17 protein-coding genes and 1 pseudogene are annotated in these 19579 nt (G+C 42.7%); 12 read left to right on the top strand and 6 right to left on the bottom strand.

Annotated features, from left to right (window positions below; all coding sequences use genetic code 11):
- Window positions 1-88: 88 nt before the first annotated feature.
- Entirely contained in the window at window positions 89-2032 is a 1944-nt protein-coding gene (thrS, locus tag HMPREF2628_RS06260; RefSeq protein WP_000239115.1) for a threonine--tRNA ligase, read from the bottom strand.
- Between the two features lie 534 nt (window positions 2033-2566).
- Between thrS and HMPREF2628_RS06255 the strand changes: the two genes are divergently transcribed.
- Both HMPREF2628_RS06255 and HMPREF2628_RS06250 read left to right on the top strand, forming a co-directional pair.
- Window positions 2567-3409, top strand: a complete 843-nt coding sequence (locus HMPREF2628_RS06255) for a metallophosphoesterase family protein (protein WP_070842655.1) — start codon at window positions 2567-2569, stop codon at window positions 3407-3409.
- 75 nt (window positions 3410-3484) lie between these two features.
- The gene (locus HMPREF2628_RS06250) at window positions 3485-3922 is read left to right on the top strand and encodes an Rrf2 family transcriptional regulator (protein ID WP_070842654.1); all 438 of its coding nucleotides are present in this window, start codon (window positions 3485-3487) and stop codon (window positions 3920-3922) included.
- Window positions 3923-4031: 109 nt separating this feature from the next.
- Here the strand turns inward: HMPREF2628_RS06250 and HMPREF2628_RS06245 are convergent.
- The 5 genes and pseudogenes from HMPREF2628_RS06245 to HMPREF2628_RS06225 form a co-directional block, all read right to left on the bottom strand.
- Window positions 4032-5222, bottom strand: a pseudogene (locus HMPREF2628_RS06245) (oxidoreductase).
- A gap of 144 nt (window positions 5223-5366) precedes the next feature.
- The gene (locus HMPREF2628_RS06240; protein ID WP_000443883.1) at window positions 5367-6026 is read right to left on the bottom strand and encodes an amino acid ABC transporter permease; all 660 of its coding nucleotides are present in this window, start codon (window positions 6024-6026) and stop codon (window positions 5367-5369) included.
- 9 nt (window positions 6027-6035) lie between these two features.
- Window positions 6036-6713, bottom strand: coding sequence for an amino acid ABC transporter permease (locus tag HMPREF2628_RS06235; protein WP_000131145.1), 678 nt, complete (start codon window positions 6711-6713; stop codon window positions 6036-6038).
- Between the two features lie 12 nt (window positions 6714-6725).
- Window positions 6726-7520, bottom strand: a complete 795-nt coding sequence (locus tag HMPREF2628_RS06230; RefSeq protein ID WP_083320533.1) for a transporter substrate-binding domain-containing protein — start codon at window positions 7518-7520, stop codon at window positions 6726-6728.
- 10 nt (window positions 7521-7530) lie between these two features.
- Window positions 7531-8289: an amino acid ABC transporter ATP-binding protein gene (locus HMPREF2628_RS06225; RefSeq protein ID WP_070842653.1), complete on the bottom strand. Its 759-nt coding sequence runs from the start codon at window positions 8287-8289 to the stop codon at window positions 7531-7533.
- Between the two features lie 176 nt (window positions 8290-8465).
- Here HMPREF2628_RS06225 and recJ point away from each other — a divergent pair, with 176 nt between their 5' ends.
- The 10 genes from recJ (at window position 8466) to HMPREF2628_RS06170 (ending at window position 19553) form a co-directional block, all read left to right on the top strand.
- Window positions 8466-10688 (top strand): single-stranded-DNA-specific exonuclease RecJ, encoded by a 2223-nt coding sequence (recJ, locus tag HMPREF2628_RS06220; RefSeq protein ID WP_070842652.1) that lies wholly within the window; start codon window positions 8466-8468, stop codon window positions 10686-10688.
- A gap of 170 nt (window positions 10689-10858) precedes the next feature.
- The gene (locus HMPREF2628_RS06215) at window positions 10859-12520 is read left to right on the top strand and encodes a ribonuclease J (RefSeq protein ID WP_000065614.1); all 1662 of its coding nucleotides are present in this window, start codon (window positions 10859-10861) and stop codon (window positions 12518-12520) included.
- Between the two features lie 66 nt (window positions 12521-12586).
- Complete coding sequence (locus HMPREF2628_RS06210; protein WP_070842651.1) at window positions 12587-13366, top strand: alpha/beta hydrolase; 780 nt, start codon at window positions 12587-12589, stop codon at window positions 13364-13366.
- Between the two features lie 62 nt (window positions 13367-13428).
- A complete protein-coding gene (locus HMPREF2628_RS06205) occupies window positions 13429-14130 on the top strand; it encodes a M57 family metalloprotease (RefSeq protein WP_070842650.1) in 702 nt (233 codons plus the stop codon).
- 38 nt (window positions 14131-14168) lie between these two features.
- On the top strand, window positions 14169-16004 hold the full coding sequence (gene uvrC / locus HMPREF2628_RS06200) for an excinuclease ABC subunit UvrC (RefSeq protein WP_070842649.1): 1836 nt from the start codon (window positions 14169-14171) through the stop codon (window positions 16002-16004).
- The gene (locus HMPREF2628_RS06195) at window positions 15997-16410 is read left to right on the top strand and encodes a hypothetical protein (protein ID WP_257375289.1); all 414 of its coding nucleotides are present in this window, start codon (window positions 15997-15999) and stop codon (window positions 16408-16410) included. Before uvrC ends, HMPREF2628_RS06195 begins: the two co-directional genes overlap by 8 nt.
- Before the next feature lie 90 nt (window positions 16411-16500).
- A complete protein-coding gene (locus HMPREF2628_RS06190) occupies window positions 16501-17106 on the top strand; it encodes a nitroreductase family protein (RefSeq protein ID WP_070842648.1) in 606 nt (201 codons plus the stop codon).
- Between the two features lie 13 nt (window positions 17107-17119).
- Window positions 17120-18520 (top strand): dipeptidase PepV, encoded by a 1401-nt coding sequence (pepV, locus tag HMPREF2628_RS06185; protein ID WP_049551660.1) that lies wholly within the window; start codon window positions 17120-17122, stop codon window positions 18518-18520.
- Between the two features lie 53 nt (window positions 18521-18573).
- Window positions 18574-19152: a uracil-DNA glycosylase family protein gene (locus HMPREF2628_RS06180; protein ID WP_070842647.1), complete on the top strand. Its 579-nt coding sequence runs from the start codon at window positions 18574-18576 to the stop codon at window positions 19150-19152.
- 113 nt (window positions 19153-19265) lie between these two features.
- Window positions 19266-19553: a rhodanese-like domain-containing protein gene (locus tag HMPREF2628_RS06170; RefSeq protein WP_070842646.1), complete on the top strand. Its 288-nt coding sequence runs from the start codon at window positions 19266-19268 to the stop codon at window positions 19551-19553.
- Window positions 19554-19579 lie beyond the last annotated feature (26 nt).

Here is a 19579-nt window from a genome sequence, read left to right as displayed (position 1 = left end):
ATAATTATTTGTCCAACTTTTGGGGGGCAGTACAAAATAGTTGTTGCTTTTTCTGGCTCTGAAAAATGTTTCTCAGACTGTGATTGTTTTATTTCTCAACGCGTGATTTGTTGGCGATATCAGCTAGGATAGCTTGAACAAAGTCATCTACTGAGACAGTTTGTGTTTCTTTTTGGCCGTAGCGACGAACGTTGACTGTTCCGTCTTCCATTTCCTTGTCCCCAACGATCAATTGGTAAGGAATCTTGCTTGTTTGTGAAGCACGGATCTTGAACTGCATTTTTTCATTGCGCTCATCGACATCTGCACGGACACCGCGGTCACGGAGTTTCTTAGCCACTTCCCAAGCGTAGTCCACGTGTTTTTCGTTAGATACTGGGATGAGGGTTACTTGGTGTGGTGCAAGCCATGTTGGGAAGGCACCTTTGTAGTTCTCAATCAAGATAGCTGTGAAGCGTTCCATAGTTGAGATAACTCCACGGTGGATCATAACTGGACGGTGCTCTTCGCCATCAGCTCCGATGTATTTAAGGTCGAAGCGTTCTGGAAGCAAGAAGTCAAGTTGGATAGTTGAAAGGGTTTCTTCTTTTCCAAGGGCTGTCTTAACTTGAATATCCAATTTTGGTCCATAAAAGGCTGCTTCACCTTCGGCTTCAAAGTAGTCCACGCCCATTTCATCAAGAGCTGCACGAAGCATGGTTTGAGCATTTTCCCACATCTCATCGTTATCAAAGTACTTATGAGTATCTTGAGGGTCACGAAGAGAGAGGCGGAAGCGGTATTCAGTCAAGTTGAAATCTTCATAAACATCGATAATCAACTGAAGGGCACGCTGGAATTCTTCTTGGATTTGTTCTGGAGTAACGAAGAGGTGACCGTCGTTGAGTGACATTTCACGTACACGTTGAAGACCAGTGAGGGCACCAGATTTTTCGTAGCGGTGCATCATACCGATTTCGGCGATACGGATTGGCAATTCACGGTATGAGTGAACATGGTGTTTGAAGACTTGGATGTGGTGCGGACAGTTCATTGGACGAAGGACAAATTCTTCCCCATCACCCATGTCCATAGTTGGGAACATATCTTCTTGGTAATGATCCCAGTGACCAGAAGTCTTGTAAAGTTCGACAGAAGCAAGTGGTGGAGTGTAAACGTGTTGGTAGCCAGAAGCCAACTCTTTGTCAACGATATAGCGTTCCAATTCACGACGGATAGTTGCTCCATTTGGTAACCAGAATGGCAAACCTTGTCCAACTTCTTGAGAAATCATGAAGAGATCAAGCTCTTTACCAAGCTTACGGTGGTCACGTTCTTTGGCTTCTTCACGCATTTGAAGGTAGTTCTTCAAGTCTTTCTTGTCAAACCAAGCTGTACCGTAAATACGTTGCATCATAGCGTTGTCGCTATTTCCACGCCAGTAAGCACCTGCTACATGGAGAAGGTGGAAGATTTGGATGCGGCCTGTTGATGGGACGTGAGGGCCACGGCAGAGGTCTACATATTCACCCTGACGATAGATAGTCAAACCACCTTCGTCTTCTGAGTGTTCTTCAATCAATTCCAACTTGTAAGGGTCGTTCTTGAAGATTTCACGTGCCTCGTCTTTAGTCACTTCCTCACGAATTGATGGGAAGTTTTCTTTGACGATTTTTTGCATTTCTTCTTCGATACGAGGAAGGTCTTCGTTAGAGATTTGACCAGCTGTGTTGTCAGTATCGTAGTAGAAACCATCTTCGATGGCTGGACCAACTCCCAAGTGAATGTCTGGGAACAGACGACGAGCTGCTTGGGCGAACAAGTGAGCAGCTGAGTGACGCAAGATTGGAAGGGCATCTTCGTGATCAGGTGTCACAATTTCGATGCTTCCGTCTTCAGTAATAGCACGAGTAGTATCGATAAGTTTGCCGTTGAATTTACCAGCCAAGGCTTTTTTAGCTAGAGAATTGCTGATTGATTGAGCAATTTCAAAAGTTGTTACGCCAGATTCGAATTCACGAACAGCGCCATCTGGGAAAGTAATTTTTACCATAATAATCTCCTTATATCATTTTATTTACTGATTGTCTCTGCCCTATTTCTGGAAACAGGTACAGAAGTGAATGAAAATAGAAAAACAAAAAGCGACATCCTAAAAAGGACGTCGCAACGTGGTTCCACCTTCATTTATGTTCCTCAAAAAGAGGGACACCTCTGATTGGCTCTAACGTAGCCACCGTTTTATGTTTTCATAAAAAACTCAAGAGTAGTATCAGTTTAGGCTTCCTATGCGTTTCCAGCAACCACGCACTCTCTTGTAGAAAGGAACTAAGTGACTTGTCTCTATGCATTATTATAGCATGATTGTGAAAATTTTCAAGATATTTGTAGATTTTTTTGAATTTTCTTCATTGAAAGATTGCCTGATATGCTTTGTTAGGAGTAATGTAAAATCATCTTTTTGATAAGTCTTTACCTTGATAAAAGTAGTGTTCTGGATTTAGTAAGAGTGGGTTAAAGGTGACTATTAAACAGTGTTTTTTGTTATAATATTAAAAAGATATATAAGAGGAAATGAGGAGAAAGAATGACAAAAATAGCTCTTCTTTCAGATATTCATGGAAATACTACAGCCTTGGAGGCTGTTTTGGCAGATGCGCGGCAGCTAGGAGTGGATGAATACTGGCTTTTGGGAGACATTCTCATGCCAGGAACAGGGCGTAGAAGGATTTTGGACTTGTTGGCTCAACTACCGATTACAGCTAGAGTTTTGGGAAACTGGGAAGATAGTCTGTGGCATGGTGTCCGCAAGGAATTGGATAGTACTCGTCCCAGCCAACGCTATCTTTTGCGCCAGTGCCAGTATGTTTTAGAGGAAATTTCCCTAGAAGAAATTGAACTGCTCCACAATCAACCTCTCCAGCTTCATCGTCAGTTTGGGGATTTGACGGTAGGAATTAGCCACCATCTTCCTGATAAGAACTGGGGGCGAGAGTTGATTCATACTGGAGCGCAAGAGGATTTTGACCGCTTGGTGACCAATCCCTCTTGTGATATTGCTGTTTATGGTCATATTCACCAGCAGCTGCTTCGTTACGGGACTGGTGGGCAATTGATTGTCAATCCGGGTTCGATTGGGCAACCTTTCTTTCTAGATGCTCAGTTACGGAAGGACTTGCGAGCTCAGTATATGATTTTAGAATTTGATGACAAGGGCTTGGTAGATATGGACTTCCGACGGGTGGACTACGATGTGGCAGCTGAATTGCAGTTGGCTAAAGATCTCAAACTTCCCTATTTTGAGGTTTATTATGAAAGTCTGGTCAATGGTATCCACCATACCCATGATCAGGAATTTTTGAGAGAATTGGCCCAGAAAGAGGGCTACGATAGGGAGTTAGATGCCTGGTTGAAAAGTGGTAACGATTGACATTACAACTAAAAAGGGTATAATAATAGAAAAAGAAGAGTAGAGGCAGGGGAGCCTCGTAAAAAGGAGAAGAGGATGCAAATTCCAAGTAGATTTACCATTGCGACTCATATGCTGATAATCATTGCCATCGAGGGGAAGGAAAGCAAGGTGACCAGTGATTTTCTGGCTGCTAGTGTCGGGGTCAATCCAGTCATTATCAGAAAGACCTTGTCCCAGTTGAAGAAGGCTGAGCTGATTTCAGTAGCGCGTGGAACAGGTGGAACAGAGATTGTCAAGGACCTTAAGGACATTAGTCTTTTAGATGTTTATCAAGCGGTCGAGTGTCTTGGTAAGACAGGTCAACTCTTCAGTTTCCATGACAATCCAAATCCAAATTGTCCAGTCGGAGCTCATATTCATGATGTTTTGGATCAAAAATTGGAGAGAATCCAGCTGGCGATGGAGGCAGAACTTGGTCAGACCAGTCTAGAACAAGTCGTGGCTGATGCAGAGAGTCAAATGAAGGATTAAGAGGGATAGATGCCTGCAAATGAAACTCAAAACACTGCTAGAAATCTGGCAGTGTTTTTTGAGATTGCGTAGAAAAAACTCCTGGGAAATTCCAGGAGAGTATGAGTGGTTATTTGAACTTGAATCCTTCGTAAATAAGCTCTGCTTTTGGATTTTGTTTCTTAATCTGTTTGGCAAGTAACTTCATCATAGAAAGAGGACCACACATATAGACGGTTGCATGTTCGGGCACTTCTTCTTGCTCAAAATTAAGATAGCCGTCTTTCCTACTATCTACTAGATGGAGTTCAAAATTAGGGTTTTTCTGAGCATAGTCACGGAGCAAATCCAGGTAGACTGCATTTTCCTCTCCACGGAAGCTATAGTAGAAGTGAACCTGTTTATCCAAAATAGGAAGTTCACGGATGTAAGAGATGAAGGGGGTAATCCCAATGCCTCCAGCAATCCAAACCTGATTTTCTCGTCCTTCTTCTATGATCATGTGTCCGTAAGCTCTATCTACGCTTACTTTGCTGCCGACTTGAAGATTGTCATAGATATTCTTGGTATGGTCACCTGAATTTTTGACAGTAAAGTAAAGAGTTTGACCGTGACCTCCTTAGATAGAAAAGGGATGCGGAGCACTTTCAAAGCCTTCTTGGAAAATCTTTAGGAAGGCAAATTGTCCTGATTGATAGTTGAAAGGTCTGCTAAGATGGATTTGAATTTCTATAGTATCGTGATTTAAGAGTTTGAGATTGGTAATTTTCCCTAGATAGGGGAAGCCAATCTTTTGATATAGAAAAATGATATAAAAACCAGCTAGTAAGCCTAAAAGGGCATAGCTACCAACAAGAAAACTTAGAAGATTAAATGTGAGAAGACGATTGCCCATGATCATGTAGACATGAAAGAGTCCGAAAATATAAGCTAGGTAAACCAGGCGGTGAATCCATCTCCAAGCTTCGTATTGGATGTATTTGCCTAAATAGGCGACGAGGATGATGCTGACAAAGATATAGATGGCAAGATTGCCAAACTGAGCAGCTAAACGAGATCCCCACAAACCGCCCATACTAAAGTTATGAAAGATGAGTAGAATGATGGATAGAAAGGCTGTGAATTTGTGGACGGTGTAGACCTTCTCCAAACCGTGAAACCAGCTTTCTAGTAGGGGGAGACGAGTGGCTAGGATAAAAGTCAGAGATAGGCTTGTTAAAGCTAGTCCTGGAATCATGAATTGGGGAGAAGTGCTCATCCAAGTCAAAATAGTCAAGACGAAACTAGCTATGATAAAGAGCAGTCCTTTGAGTGATTTCATAGAAAATTCCATTTCATTTAGATTTTGATTTGTTGTAAACAAATTTGTTACATTTTATCATAGAAAATGTATGGTGTCAAATTGAGGTCTATAAATATCAACAATCATCAAAAAAACTCTCCAATTGAACTGGAGAGTGGTTGTTTATTCTGCAGCTTGTTGCCAACGTTTTGCTAGCATATGAGATAGGCTAGAAATGGCTAGGTTAAAGCTGAAGTAGATGAGGGCAATCAGGATATACAGACTGAAGACCTGCTCTGGTTCGAAATAACGACCCATGAGAATTTGGCTGGCTCCAAAGAGCTCTTGTAGGGCTATAACAGAGTAGAGAAGACTGGTATCCTTAATCACGGTTACAAACTGAGAAATGATGGCTGGCAGCATTTTACGAATGGCTTGTGGGAGAATGATGTGGTAGAGGATTTGGGCTGAGGTAAATCCTTGCGACATTCCTGCTTCGTATTGCCCCTTGTCTACGGCATTGAGACCACCTCGGATAATCTCAGCCAAGGCTGCTGAGGTAAAGAGGGTAAAGGCAGTGATTCCTGCTGGTGTGGATTTCATCTTGAACACCAAAAAGATAGTGAAAATCCAGAGGAGGTTGGGAACGTTACGCACAAACTCGATGTAAATGCTGGAAATAATACGCAAGATAGGATTTTTCCCATTTCTCATAACCGCTAGCACTGTACCGATAAGTGTAGAAAGGACGATGGCAATCAGAGAAATGTAGAGGGTCAAGCCAAATCCTTTAAAGATAAAGACTAGGTTATCTGGGGTCAAAACTTCTAAAATGGATTCCATAGTAACCTCCTAAAGTGAATAGGCTTTTTTGTTGGCTTGCTCCATCTTGCGACCAAACTGGGCAACAGGGAAGCATAGAGAAAAGTAGAGAAGGGCAGCACCTAGAAAGGCTGGGATATAGTTTCCGTTAAGAGCTGACCAAGATTTGGTCACAAACATCAAGTCTACGCCAGAGATGATTGCGACTGTTGAAGTATTCTTGATGAGGTTGACGATTTGGTTGGTCAAAGGAGGTAGAATGATACGGAAGGCTTGAGGCAAGATAATCAAGCGCATGGCGCTGATATAGGTAAAACCTTGCGACAAGGCGGCCTCCATCTGACCGCTAGGAATCGACTGAATACCTGAGCGAATCACCTCAGCTATATAGGCGCCGTGATAGAGTCCTACACAGAGTACAGCTGTCCAATAAATCGGAATCATGATGGTGTGGTCACTGATAAGAGGTAGACCATAAAAGACGATAACAAACTGCACCAAGAGGGGAGTGTTTTGGTAAAACTCCACAAATATGCGAGCCAAAATTCTCAATATCGGACGTTTACTGGTTGACATGGCTCCGAAGAAGATGCCCAAAACCATGGCGAGGATAAAGGATCCAATTGCTAGGGCAAGGGTGAAGAGGAAACCATTGAAAAATTGTCCAAAATCCTGAAAATAGGCTGTCCAAGATGATAAATCTGTCATGTGGTATCCTCCTTAATCTGCAGTATGGCTAGATGGTTTGAGCTTGTAACGGTCATAAAGTTTTTGCAAACTGCCATCTTTGCTCCATTTGGTGACCAAGTTATCGAGATAGTCGTTGAGTTCAGTGTTTGATTTCTTGGTAACGATACCGTAGTCAGATGGCTTGAAACTATCATCTAGTAGTTCTGTCCGTTTACTGATGTAGCCAGATAGGATAGAACGGTCAACGGAAAAGGCATCAATACGGTGAGCGTGTAGGGAAGTGATCAATTCTGGGTAGGAACCAAGTTCGACGAATTTAAAGGTCAAGCCTTTCTTTTTACCTAGTTCGGTAATCAAGCGTTGAGTAATGGAACCTTGGGCAACACCGATGGTTTTTCCGTTTAGGTCCTCAATCTTTTTGATTTTGGCAGACTTATTGACCAAAAAGCCAGAAGCGTCCGTGTAGTAGGGGCTTGTGAAGTTGTAGAGTTTTTTGCGTTCGTCTGTGATGGTGAAGGTTGCGATATCCATATCGACCTGTTCATTGTCTAGAAGGGGTCCACGGGTTTGAGCGGTAACAGGCACATAACGAACCTTAACCTTGAGCTCATCAGCTACCATCTTGGCCAAGTCAGTTTCGATACCAGAATAGGTTCCTGTCTTGGGATCCTTGTAACCAAAATTGGGAACGTCTTGTTTCACACCGACAACTAGCTCGCCTCTCTTTTGAATGTCTGCGACACTGGTATCAGCCAGGACTGGTTTTGCAGCAGCAAGGCTGAAAAGGCTAATCAATAATGCGGATAAAAAGAATTTCTTTTTCATAGGCGCCTCCTTATTTGACTTTGTCACTTTCATGGTTGATAATTTTGCTGAGGAATTGTTGGGCACGAGGTTCGCTTGGATTGTCGAAAAAGTCATCGACATCGTTCGTATCTACCAAAACTTCTCCGTCAGCCATAAAGATGATGCGATCAGCAACTTCACGGGCAAAGCCCATTTCATGGGTAACGACAATCATATTCATACCATCGTGGGCCAATTTTTGCATAACTGCTAGAACATCGCCGATAGTTTCAGGGTCTAGGGCAGATGTTGGCTCATCAAAGAGGAGGAGTTCAGGATGCATAGCGAGTCCACGTGCGATGGCAATCCGTTGTTTTTGTCCACCAGATAGCATGGCTGGATATGAATCTTTCTTGTCCCACATATTTACAAATTCCAGATATTTTTGGGCTGTTTTTTCAGCTTCATTTTTATCAATTCCTAGAACTTTTATGGGTGCGAGTGTTACGTTTTCTAACACTGTTTTATGCGGATAGAGGTTAAAATGTTGGAAAACCATACCGACTTCCTTGCGAAGAGGTACTAAATCTTTCTGGCTGGCACCAGCAACTTGGTGGCCATTGACTAGGAGACTTCCCTTGTCAACAGCCTCTAAACCATTAATCGTACGGATAAGAGTGGACTTCCCAGAACCAGAAGGGCCTAGGAGTACAACAACTTGCCCTTTTTCAAAACGGAGATTAATGTCGCGGAGTGCATGGTAGTCTCCGTAATATTTTTCGACGTGTTCAAATTCTACTAAAGCCATAAGGAATCTCCTTTGTGTTAGATTTTATAACATGATTCTACACCAAAAGATTTGTCTTGTCAAATCATATCAGAAAAAAGTTAGTAAAATTTTTGTAGAAAGCAATCAGGATAGAGAAAAAGCCTAAATCATGTTATAATGAAGCAATAGAATTCTTAGAAAGAGTGGATGTCTTTTTGATAACACCTACTTATGAATGGCAGTTTGCCCCGCAGGTAGAAGATGCGGATTTTACAAAGATAGCCAAGAAGGCTGGACTGGGTCCTGAGGTGGCTCGGTTATTATTTGAAAGAGGGATTCAGAACCAAGAAAGTCTGAAGAAGTTTTTAGAACCTTCCTTGGAGGACTTGCACGACCCTTATCTGCTCCATGATATGGACAAGGCAGTAGAACGGATTCGTCAGGCCATTGAAGAAGGGGAAAATATCCTCGTTTACGGTGATTATGATGCGGATGGAATGACTTCGGCTTCGATTGTTAAGGAAAGTTTGGAACAGCTTGGCGCTGAGTGCCGGGTTTATCTGCCCAATCGTTTTACCGACGGTTATGGACCTAATGCCAGTGTTTACAAATATTTTATCGAGCAAGAAGGAATTTCCTTGATTGTGACGGTGGATAATGGGGTTGCGGGTCACGAGGCCATTGAACTGGCCCAGTCTATGGGAGTAGATGTCATTGTGACTGACCACCATTCTATGCCTGAAACCTTACCAGATGCCTATGCTATTGTCCATCCTGAACATCCTGATGCGGACTATCCTTTCAAATATTTGGCTGGTTGCGGAGTGGCTTTCAAGTTGGCTTGTGCCCTGTTAGAAGAAGTGCAAGTGGAATTGCTTGATTTGGTCGCTATTGGTACCATTGCAGATATGGTTAGTTTGACGGATGAGAACCGTATCTTGGTTCAGTATGGTCTGGAAATGTTGGGCCATACTCAGCGCATTGGTCTGCAAGGAATGCTGGACATGGCTGGGATTGCTGTCAACGAAGTAACAGAAGAAACGGTTGGTTTCCAGATTGCCCCTCGTTTGAATGCCTTGGGCCGCTTGGATGATCCTAATCCTGCCATTGATTTGCTGACTGGCTTTGATGATGAGGAAGCGCATGAGATTGCCCTCATGATTCATCAGAAAAACGAAGAGCGCAAGGAAATCGTCCAGTCTATTTATGAAGAAGCTAAGACCATGGTGGACCCTGAGAAGAAGGTCCAAGTCTTGGCTAAGGAAGGTTGGAATCCTGGGGTTCTAGGAATTGTGGCTGGTCGTTTGTTGGAAGAACTAGGGCAGACAGTCATCGTTCTCAATATAGAAGACGGTCGTGCCAAGGGCAGTGCTCGTAGTGTGGAAGCGGTCGATATTTTTGAAGCCCTGGATCCTCATCGAGACCTCTTCATCGCCTTTGGTGGCCATGCTGGTGCGGCAGGAATGACGCTAGAAGTGGAGAAACTCTCAGATTTATCTCAGGTTTTGGAAGATTATGTCCGTGAAAAAGGAGCAGATGCTGCTGGCAAGAACAAGTTAAATCTAGATGAAGAACTGGATTTGGAGACACTTAGCTTGGAAACGGTCAAAAGTTTTGAACGTTTGGCACCTTTTGGCATGGACAATCAGAAACCTGTCTTTTATATCAAGGATTTTCAGGTCGAAAGTGCCCGTACTATGGGGGCAGGCAATGCCCATCTCAAGCTGAAAATTTCCAAGGGGGAGACGAGTTTTGAAGTGGTAGCCTTTGGCCAAGGCAGATGGGCGACAGAATTTGCTCAAACTAAGAATCTAGAGTTGGCAGTCAAATTGTCTGTCAACCAATGGAATGGCCAAACTGCCCTCCAGTTGATGATGGTGGATGCGCGTGTGGAGGGTGTTCAACTTTTTAACATCCGTGGGAAGAATGCAGTCTTGCCAGAAGGGGTTCCAGTCTTGGATTTTGCTGGAGAACTGCCAAATCTGGCGGATAGTGAAGCTGTTATCGTAAAAACAGTTCCTGAGGATATTACTCAGCTGAAGACCATTTTTCAGGAACAGAATTTCTCTGCTGTCTATTTCAAAAATGACATTGATAAGGCCTACTATCTGACAGGTTATGGTACTAGAGAGCAGTTTGCCAAATTGTACAAGACCATTTACCAGTTTCCAGAGTTTGATATTCGCTATAAGTTGAAAGATTTAGCTGCTTATCTCAATATTCAACAAATCTTGCTGGTCAAGATGATTCAAGTATTTGAAGAGTTGGGCTTTGTGACAATCAAAGATGGTGTGATGACAGTGAATAAAGAGGCACCGAAGCGGGAAATCGGAGAAAGTCAGATTTATCAAAATCTTAAACAAACCGTCAAAGACCAAGAAATGATGGCGCTGGGCACTGTGCAAGAAATTTATGACTTTTTAATGGAAAAAGAGTAGGTCGTAGGAAAGAGTTGGGCAACCAGCTCTTTTTTGAAAACAAATCTTCATTTTGAAAATCATTAAAAAAATGGTATAATGGTAGGAAAAGATTCGGCTAAAAGTAGTGCTTTTAGAATAAGAGGGTAAGCAACCCTATAATCAAGATAAATTAAGCTTTCGGAGGCAAAATGAGTAATATCAGTTTAACAACACTTGGTGGTGTACGTGAAAACGGGAAAAATATGTATATCGCTGAAATCGATGGATCTATTTTCGTTTTGGATGCAGGTCTAAAATACCCTGAAAATGAACAACTAGGGGTGGATGTGGTCATTCCCAATATGGACTACCTTTTTGAAAATAGCGATCGTATCGCTGGTGTCTTCTTGACCCACGGTCATGCGGATGCCATTGGTGCTCTGCCTTATCTCTTGGCTGAAGCCAAGGTACCTGTATTTGGTTCTGAGTTGACCATTGAGTTGGCCAAACTCTTTGTCAAAGGAAATGACACAGTTAAGAAATTCAATGATTTCCATGTTATAGATGAGGATACGGAGATAGATTTTGGAGGAACTGTGGTGTCCTTCTTCCGTACGACCCACTCTATTCCAGAAAGTCTGGGTGTGGTCTTGAAGACAGCTGAAGGTAGTATCGTTTATACAGGTGACTTCAAATTTGACCAGACAGCTAGTGAATCCTATGCGACAGACTTTGCTCGTTTAGCAGAAATCGGTCGTGATGGAGTTCTAGCTCTTCTTAGCGATTCAGCCAATGCGGACAGTAATATCCAAGTGGCTAGCGAAAGTGAAGTTGGGGACGAGATCACTCAAACCATTTCGGACTGGGATGGTCGTATCATTGTTGCAGCAGTAGCCAGCAACCTCTCTCGTATCCAGCAGGTGTTTGACGCTGCGGATGCAACAGGTCGTCGTGTGGTCTTGACAGGATTCGATATTGAAAATATCGTCCGTACTGCTATTCGCCTTAAGAAATTGTCTCTAGCTAACGAGAGTCTTTTGATTAAGCCAAAAGATATGTCTCGCTTTGAAGACCATGAGTTGATTATCCTTGAGACAGGTCGTATGGGTGAGCCTATCAACGGTCTTCGCAAGATGTCGATTGGTCGTCACCGTTATGTGGAAATCAAGGACGGTGACCTAGTCTATATCGTAACCACTCCGTCTATCGCCAAAGAGGCGGTCATGGCGCGTGTGGAAAATATGATTTACCAAGCTGGCGGGGTTGTCAAATTGATTACCCAAAGCTTGCGTGTGTCAGGACATGGAAATGCGCGTGACTTGCAGTTGATGATCAATCTCTTGCAACCTAAGTATCTCTTCCCAATTCAAGGGGAATACCGTGAGTTGGATGCCCATGCTAAGGCTGCTATGGCGGTTGGAATGTTGCCAGAACGCATTTTCATCCCTAAAAAGGGAACCAGCATGGCTTATGAAAATGGAGACTTTGTCCCAGCTGGAGCAGTTTCGGCAGGGGATGTCTTGATTGACGGGAATGCTATTGGTGATGTTGGAAATGTGGTTCTTCGTGACCGTAAGGTATTGTCAGAGGACGGTATTTTCATCGTCGCAATTACCGTTAATCGTCGTGAGAAGAAAATTGTAGCCAAGGCCCGTGTTCACACGCGTGGATTTGTTTATCTCAAGAAGAGTCGCGATATTCTCCGTGAAAGTTCAGAATTGATTAACCAAACGGTAGAAGATTATCTTCAAGGAGATGACTTTGACTGGGCAGATCTTAAAGGGAAGGTTCGTGATAATCTGACCAAGTATCTCTTTGACCAAACCAAACGTCGTCCAGCTATTTTACCAGTGGTCATGGAAGCGAAATAATTGTTGAAATAAACAGAGAGAAAGTCGAATTTCGGCTTTTTCTTATAGAAAAATAGAGGAAAAATTATGGCAGTAATGAAAATCGAGTATTACTCACAAGTTTTGGATATGGAGTGGGGAGTGAATGTTCTTTACCCCGATGTCAATCGAGTGGAAGAACCAGAGTGTAAAGATATTCCCGTCTTGTACCTTTTGCATGGGATGTCTGGCAATCATAATAGTTGGCTCAAGCGGACCAATGTAGAACGCTTGCTTCGAGGAACCAATCTTATCGTTGTTATGCCCAATACCAGCAACGGTTGGTACACAGATACTCAGTATGGTTTTGACTATTACACAGCTCTAGCAGAGGAATTGCCACAGGTTCTAAAACGCTTCTTCCCTAACATGACCAGCAAGCGTGAAAAGACCTTTATCGCTGGTCTTTCTATGGGAGGCTATGGCTGCTTCAAACTGGCTCTTGCTACAAATCGTTTTTCTCACGCAGCTAGTTTTTCAGGTGCCCTTAGTTTTCAAGATTTTTCTCCTGAAAGCCAAGATTTGGGAACACCAGCTTATTGGAGGGGTGTGTTTGGAGAAATTAAAGACTGGACAACTAGTCCCTATTCTCTAGAAAGTCTGGCTAAAAAATCGGATAAAAAGACCAAGCTTTGGGCTTGGTGTGGTGAACAGGATTTCTTGTATGCAGCCAATAATCTGGCAGTGAAAAACCTCAAAAAAATAGGATTTGATGTGACCTATAGCCATAGCGCTGGAACTCACGAGTGGTATTATTGGGAAAAACAATTGGAACGGTTTCTAGCAACTCTGCCAATTGATTTCAAATTAGAAGAGAGATTGTCATAATTTAGCTTTCTTTCAGCTTGTTTTAGTAAAATAGACTTTATTTGCTAGAAAGGTGGAGGGAAATGCGCTGGATTTTTCGTTTGATAGGGGCTTTCTTTTCTTTTGTGTGGCGTTTGTTTTGGCGCCTGATTTGGATAGTTGTAATCTTATGTGCTCTTGCTTTCGGTCTTCTCTGGTATCTGAACGGGGATTTTCAAGGAGCGCTAAAGCAAGCAGAACGGTCAGTCAAGATTGGTCAACGAAGTATTGACCAATGGGAAAAAACTGGGCAACTGCCTAAGTTGAGCCAGACAGATAGCCACCAACACTCTGAAGGAAGGTGGCCACAGGCTTCTGCTCGTATTTACCTGGATCCCCAGATGGATTCACGCTTTCAAGAAGCTTATGTAGAAGCAATTCAGAACTGGAATCAAACAGGTGCTTTTAACTTTGAAATTGTGACTGAGTCTAGTAAGGCAGATATTATGGCTACGGAGATGAATGACGGAGGCACTCCTGTGGCAGGAGAGGCAGAAAGTCAGACCAATCTATTAACGGGGCAATTCTTGTCTGTAACGGTACGGTTGAATCACTATTATCTGTCCAATCCTAACTATGGCTATTCCTATGAGCGTATTGTCCATACGGCAGAACATGAGTTGGGTCATGCAATTGGCTTGGACCATACAGATGAGAAGTCTGTCATGCAACCTGCGGGTTCCTTTTATGGTATCCAGGAAGAGGATGTTGCAAACCTCCGAAAAATATATGAGACCAATGAGTAGGGGACTATTTTTCCCTACTTTTTTGCTATAATGGAACTATGAATAACTTGATTAAATCAAAACTAGAGCTCTTACCGACCAGCCCTGGTTGCTACATTCACAAGGATAAAAACGGCACCATTATCTATGTAGGAAAGGCTAAAAATCTGCGAAACCGTGTGCGGTCCTATTTTCGTGGAAGTCATGATACCAAGACGGAAGCTCTGGTGTCCGAAATTGTGGATTTTGAATTTATCGTTACTGAGTCCAATATTGAGGCACTTCTCCTAGAAATTAATCTGATCAAGGAAAATAAGCCTAAATACAATATCATGCTCAAGGATGACAAGTCTTATCCTTTCATCAAAATCACCAATGAACGCTATCCTCGTTTGATTATTACCCGACAGGTCAAGAAGGACGGAGGTCTCTACTTTGGACCTTATCCAGATGTGGGGGCGGCCAATGAAATCAAGCGGTTGCTGGATAGGATTTTCCCTTTTCGTAAGTGTACCAATCCACCATCTAAGGTCTGTTTTTACTATCATATCGGTCAATGTATGGCCCACACCATCTGTAAGAAGGATGAGGCCTATTTCAAGTCTATGGCTCAGGAGGTTTCCGATTTTCTAAAAGGGCAGGATGACAAAATCATTGATGACCTAAAGGACAAAATGGCAGCGGCAACCCAGACTATGGAATTTGAACGTGCGGCGGAATATCGTGACCTAATTCAGGCTATTGGAACGCTTCGAACCAAGCAACGGGTCATGGCTAAGGATCTCCAAAATCGGGATGTCTTTGGCTACTATGTGGATAAGGGCTGGATGTGTGTGCAGGTTTTCTTTGTCCGTCAGGGTAAGCTCATCGAGCGAGACGTCAATCTTTTCCCTTATTACAATGATCCGGACGAGGACTTCTTAACCTATGTGGGACAATTCTATCAAGAAAAATCCCACCTAGTACCCAATGAAGTGCTGATTCCGCAGGATATTGATGAAGAAGCCGTCGAGGCCTTAGTGGATACTAAGATTCTCAAACCCCAGCGTGGAGAGAAGAAACAACTGGTCAATCTAGCCATAAAAAATGCTCGTGTTAGTCTGGAGCAGAAGTTCAATCTGCTAGAAAAATCTGTCGAAAAGACACAAGGAGCTATTGAAAATCTAGGACGCTTGCTCCAAATTCCGACCCCAGTCCGTATCGAATCTTTCGATAACTCCAACATCATGGGAACCAGTCCTGTTTCAGCCATGGTGGTCTTTGTTAACGGTAAACCGAGTAAGAAGGATTACCGTAAGTACAAGATAAAAACCGTTGTTGGACCGGACGATTATGCCAGCATGAGAGAAGTCGTTCGCAGGCGCTATGGTCGAGTACAGCGTGACGGTTTGACTCCTCCAGATTTGATTGTCATCGATGGGGGACAAGGTCAGGTCAATATCGCCAAGCAAGTCATTCAAGAGGAGCTGGGCTTGGATATCCCCATTGCAGGTCTGCAAAAGAATGATAAGCACCAAACCCATGAATTGCTCTTCGGAGATCCGCTTGAGGTGGTGGAGTTATCTCGTAATTCTCAGGAATTTTTCCTTTTGCAACGCATTCAAGATGAGGTGCACCGCTTTGCCATTACTTTCCACCGCCAACTGCGCTCCAAAAATTCCTTTTCTTCACAACTGGATGGAATTGACGGTCTGGGACCTAAACGCAAGCAGAATCTCATGAAACATTTCAAGTCTCTGACTAAAATCAAGGAAGCCAGTGTGGATGAGATTGTCGAAGTTGGAGTACCTAGAGCGGTTGCAGAGGCTGTGCAGAGGAAGTTGAATCCGCAGGAAGAAGAGGAATTAGCTCAAGTAGCGGAACAAGGAATAATAGAATGGAGAGAAAATGAGTAAAATAAGTAAAATAAGCAATAAAATATTAGGGACAGTATATGTAATTTCTTATCTCTGCCTTCTTTATTGTCTGTGGATTTGGAATGGACCAATTTTTCTTTTTTTGACGGTTATCTTATTTGGTTTTCCCTTATTAATAATAGCTATTCCTTTGTTAGGTTTATGGATATTTACAAAATTGAAATCCCAGATTTTAATTGGTTATATATCGAGTTTATTGAACAGCTATTATCTGTATTTGGTACTTAAAAATTTTCATTTAGAACGAATTACAGATACAGCAGGCCATAAAATTGCTTTATCGTCCGGGCTATCTGTTGCAATTATCATTTTTGATGTGATACTTTTATCAGTTGCTACCTTAGGTTTTTATAAAAATTATATTTTGGTTTTTAAAAAAGAATAATTTGGACCAAGAGATACTATGAAAAATCCCTGCAAGCTCTTTCAAATTATGGTAGAATGGAAGCAGTAGAATTAGAAAAGGAAATCGATTATGAAATTTCTTGAATTAAATAAAAAACGTCATGCAACTAAGCATTTCACTGATAAGCCAGTTGATCCAAAAGATGTGCGTACGGCTATCGAAATTGCAACTTTGGCACCAAGTGCACACAACAGCCAGCCTTGGAAATTTGTAGTTGTGCGTGAGAAAAATACCGAACTGGCAAAATTGGCTTACGGTTCAAACTTTGAACAGGTATCATCAGCGCCTGTAACTATTGCCTTGTTTACAGACACAGATTTGGCTAAACGTGCTCGTAAGATTGCCCGAGTTGGTGGTGCTAATAACTTTTCTGAAGAACAACTTCAATATTTCATGAAGAATTTACCTGCGGAATTTGCCCGTTACAATGAACAACAAGTCAGCGACTATCTAGCCCTCAATGCAGGTTTGGTTGCTATGAACTTGGTTTTAGCTCTTACAGACCAAGGAATCGGATCAAATCTGATTCTTGGTTTTGACAAATCAAAAGTCAACGAAGTCTTGGAAATTGAAGACCGTTTCCGCCCAGAACTCTTGATCACAGTGGGTTACACAGACGAAAAATTGGAACCAAGTTACCGCTTGCCAGTAGATGAAATCATCGAGAAAAGATAGAAAGAAGAAAGAAATGACAACAATTGATTTTACAGCAGAAGTAGAAAAACGCAAAGAAGACCTCTTGGCTGACTTGTTTAGCCTTTTGGAAATCAACTCTGAACGTGATGACAGCAAGGTTGATGCTGAGCATCCATTTGGACCTGGGCCGGTAAAAGCTTTGGAGAAATTCCTTGAAATTGCAGACCGTGATGGCTACCCAACTAAAAATGTTGACAACTATGCAGGACATTTTGAGTTTGGTGAAGGAGAAGAAGTTCTCGGAATCTTTGCCCATATGGATGTGGTTCCAGCTGGTAGCGGTTGGGACACAGACCCTTACACACCAACTATCAAAGAAGGTCGCCTTTATGCGCGTGGGGCTTCGGACGACAAGGGTCCTACAACAGCTTGTTACTATGGTTTGAAAATCATCAAAGAATTGGGCCTTCCAACTTCTAAGAAAGTTCGCTTCATCGTCGGAACTGATGAAGAATCAGGCTGGGCAGACATGGATTACTACTTCGAACACGTAGGACTTGCAAAACCAGACTTTGGTTTCTCTCCAGACGCTGAGTTCCCTATCATCAATGGTGAAAAAGGAAATATTACTGAATACCTCCACTTTGCAGGTGAAAATACTGGTGCTGCCCGTCTTCATAGTTTCACAGGTGGTTTACGTGAAAATATGGTACCAGAATCAGCAACAGCAGTCGTTTCAGGTGATTTGGCTGACTTGCAAGCTAAACTAGATGCCTTTGTTGCAGAACACAAACTTAGAGGAGAACTCCAAGAAGAAAACGGTCAGTACAAGGTTACCATCATTGGTAAATCAGCCCACGGTGCTATGCCTGCTTCAGGTGTTAATGGTGCGACTTACCTAGCCCTCTTCCTTAGCCAGTTTGACTTTGCTGGTCCAGCCAAAGACTACCTTGACATCGCTGGTAAAATTCTCTTGAACGACCATGAGGGTGAAAATCTCAAGATTGCTCATGTGGATGAAAAGATGGGTGCCCTTTCTATGAATGCAGGCGTCTTCCGCTTCGATGAAACAAGCGCTGATAATACCATTGCCCTTAATATCCGCTATCCAAAAGGAACAAGTCCAGAACAAATCAAGTCAATCCTAGAAAACTTGCCGGTCGCTTCTGTTAGCCTTTCTGAACACGGTCATACCCCTCACTATGTGCCAATGGAAGATCCACTTGTTCAAACCTTATTGAATGTCTATGAAAAACAAACTGGACTTAAAGGTCACGAGCAAGTTATCGGTGGCGGAACCTTTGGTCGTTTGCTCGAACGTGGAGTTGCCTATGGTGCCATGTTCCCAGACTCAATTGACACTATGCACCAAGCTAATGAATTTATCGCCTTGGATGATCTCTTCCGAGCAGCAGCAATCTATGCCGAAGCTATTTATGAATTGATCAAATAAAACGATAGAAGTCTGAGATCTTATGCTTAGACTTCTTTTTGGAGGGAAAGTAGATGTCTCAAATCGAAAGAATCAAGCAGGCTATCATGGCGGATCCGCAGAATGTCAGCTATACAGAGCGTGGCATTGAGCCTCTCTTTGCAGCGCCAAAGACTGCTCGCATCAATATCATCGGTCAGGCACCGGGGCTTAAAACGCAGGAGGCAGGACTTTATTGGAAAGATAAAAGTGGTGCCCGCTTGCGAGATTGGCTTGGTGTTGACGAAGACACTTTTTACAATTCAGGATATTTTGCTGTTTTGCCTATGGATTTCTACTTTCCAGGGCATGGCAAGTCAGGTGACCTGCCACCGCGAGCAGGTTTTGCAGAAAAATGGCATTCTCAGCTCTTGCAAGAATTACCAGATATTCAATTGACCCTCTTGATTGGCCAGTACGCCCAGGCCTACTATTTAAAGGAGAAAATCAGTGGCAAGGTGACAGAACGGGTAAAACATTACCAGAACTACTTGCCAACCTATTTTCCACTAGTTCACCCCTCGCCGCGAAATCAAATCTGGATGGCCAAAAATCCTTGGTTTGAGTCAGAAGTGGTGCCAGATTTGAAAAAAAGAATTAAAACCATTTTATAGTCAATGAAAATCAAAGAGCAAACTAGGAAGCTAGCCGCAGGCTGTACTTGAGTACGGTAAGGCGACGCTGACGTGGTTTGAAGAGATTTTCGAAGAGTATTAGGAGAAAAAGAATGAAAGAAATAACCTTTGACGCATTTTACCAGCTTTACCAAAATGACCAACTTTCTCTAGTGGACGTGAGAGAAGTGGAGGAGTTTGAAGCTCTTCATTTAGAAGGTGCTCACAACCTACCGCTGAGTCAATTAGCTGATACTTATGATCAATTGGACAAGGATCAGTTACATTATGTTATTTGTAAATCTGGAATGAGATCGGCGCGTGCTTGCCAATTCCTAGCTGACCAAGGTTATGAGGTTATCAATGTACAAGGTGGTATGATGGCTTTTGAAGAACTTTAAACAGTAGAATTTTCTCCTACTTGGTT

The organism is Streptococcus sp. HMSC063B03 (assembly GCF_001836965.1).
GTDB lineage: Bacteria > Bacillota > Bacilli > Lactobacillales > Streptococcaceae > Streptococcus > Streptococcus pneumoniae_F.
The sequence above is the reverse complement of the archived record's forward strand: the minus strand, read 5'-3'. Positions and strand labels throughout refer to the sequence as shown.

What these genes read in the sequence shown, in the direction of transcription:
- thrS (WP_000239115.1), bottom strand. Translation starts at nt 2,032, where the DNA reads ATGGTAAAAATTACTTTCCCAGATGGCGCTGTTCGTGAATTCGAATCT.
- HMPREF2628_RS06255 (WP_070842655.1), top strand. Translation starts at nt 2,567, where the DNA reads ATGACAAAAATAGCTCTTCTTTCAGATATTCATGGAAATACTACAGCC.
- HMPREF2628_RS06250 (WP_070842654.1), top strand. Translation starts at nt 3,485, where the DNA reads ATGCAAATTCCAAGTAGATTTACCATTGCGACTCATATGCTGATAATC.
- HMPREF2628_RS06240 (WP_000443883.1), bottom strand. Translation starts at nt 6,026, where the DNA reads ATGGAATCCATTTTAGAAGTTTTGACCCCAGATAACCTAGTCTTTATC.
- HMPREF2628_RS06235 (WP_000131145.1), bottom strand. Translation starts at nt 6,713, where the DNA reads ATGACAGATTTATCATCTTGGACAGCCTATTTTCAGGATTTTGGACAA.
- HMPREF2628_RS06230 (WP_083320533.1), bottom strand. Translation starts at nt 7,520, where the DNA reads ATGAAAAAGAAATTCTTTTTATCCGCATTATTGATTAGCCTTTTCAGC.
- HMPREF2628_RS06225 (WP_070842653.1), bottom strand. Translation starts at nt 8,289, where the DNA reads ATGGCTTTAGTAGAATTTGAACACGTCGAAAAATATTACGGAGACTAC.
- HMPREF2628_RS06215 (WP_000065614.1), top strand. Translation starts at nt 10,859, where the DNA reads ATGAGTAATATCAGTTTAACAACACTTGGTGGTGTACGTGAAAACGGG.
- HMPREF2628_RS06210 (WP_070842651.1), top strand. Translation starts at nt 12,587, where the DNA reads ATGGCAGTAATGAAAATCGAGTATTACTCACAAGTTTTGGATATGGAG.
- HMPREF2628_RS06205 (WP_070842650.1), top strand. Translation starts at nt 13,429, where the DNA reads ATGCGCTGGATTTTTCGTTTGATAGGGGCTTTCTTTTCTTTTGTGTGG.
- uvrC (WP_070842649.1), top strand. Translation starts at nt 14,169, where the DNA reads ATGAATAACTTGATTAAATCAAAACTAGAGCTCTTACCGACCAGCCCT.
- HMPREF2628_RS06195 (WP_257375289.1), top strand. Translation starts at nt 15,997, where the DNA reads ATGAGTAAAATAAGTAAAATAAGCAATAAAATATTAGGGACAGTATAT.
- HMPREF2628_RS06190 (WP_070842648.1), top strand. Translation starts at nt 16,501, where the DNA reads ATGAAATTTCTTGAATTAAATAAAAAACGTCATGCAACTAAGCATTTC.
- pepV (WP_049551660.1), top strand. Translation starts at nt 17,120, where the DNA reads ATGACAACAATTGATTTTACAGCAGAAGTAGAAAAACGCAAAGAAGAC.
- HMPREF2628_RS06180 (WP_070842647.1), top strand. Translation starts at nt 18,574, where the DNA reads ATGTCTCAAATCGAAAGAATCAAGCAGGCTATCATGGCGGATCCGCAG.
- HMPREF2628_RS06170 (WP_070842646.1), top strand. Translation starts at nt 19,266, where the DNA reads ATGAAAGAAATAACCTTTGACGCATTTTACCAGCTTTACCAAAATGAC.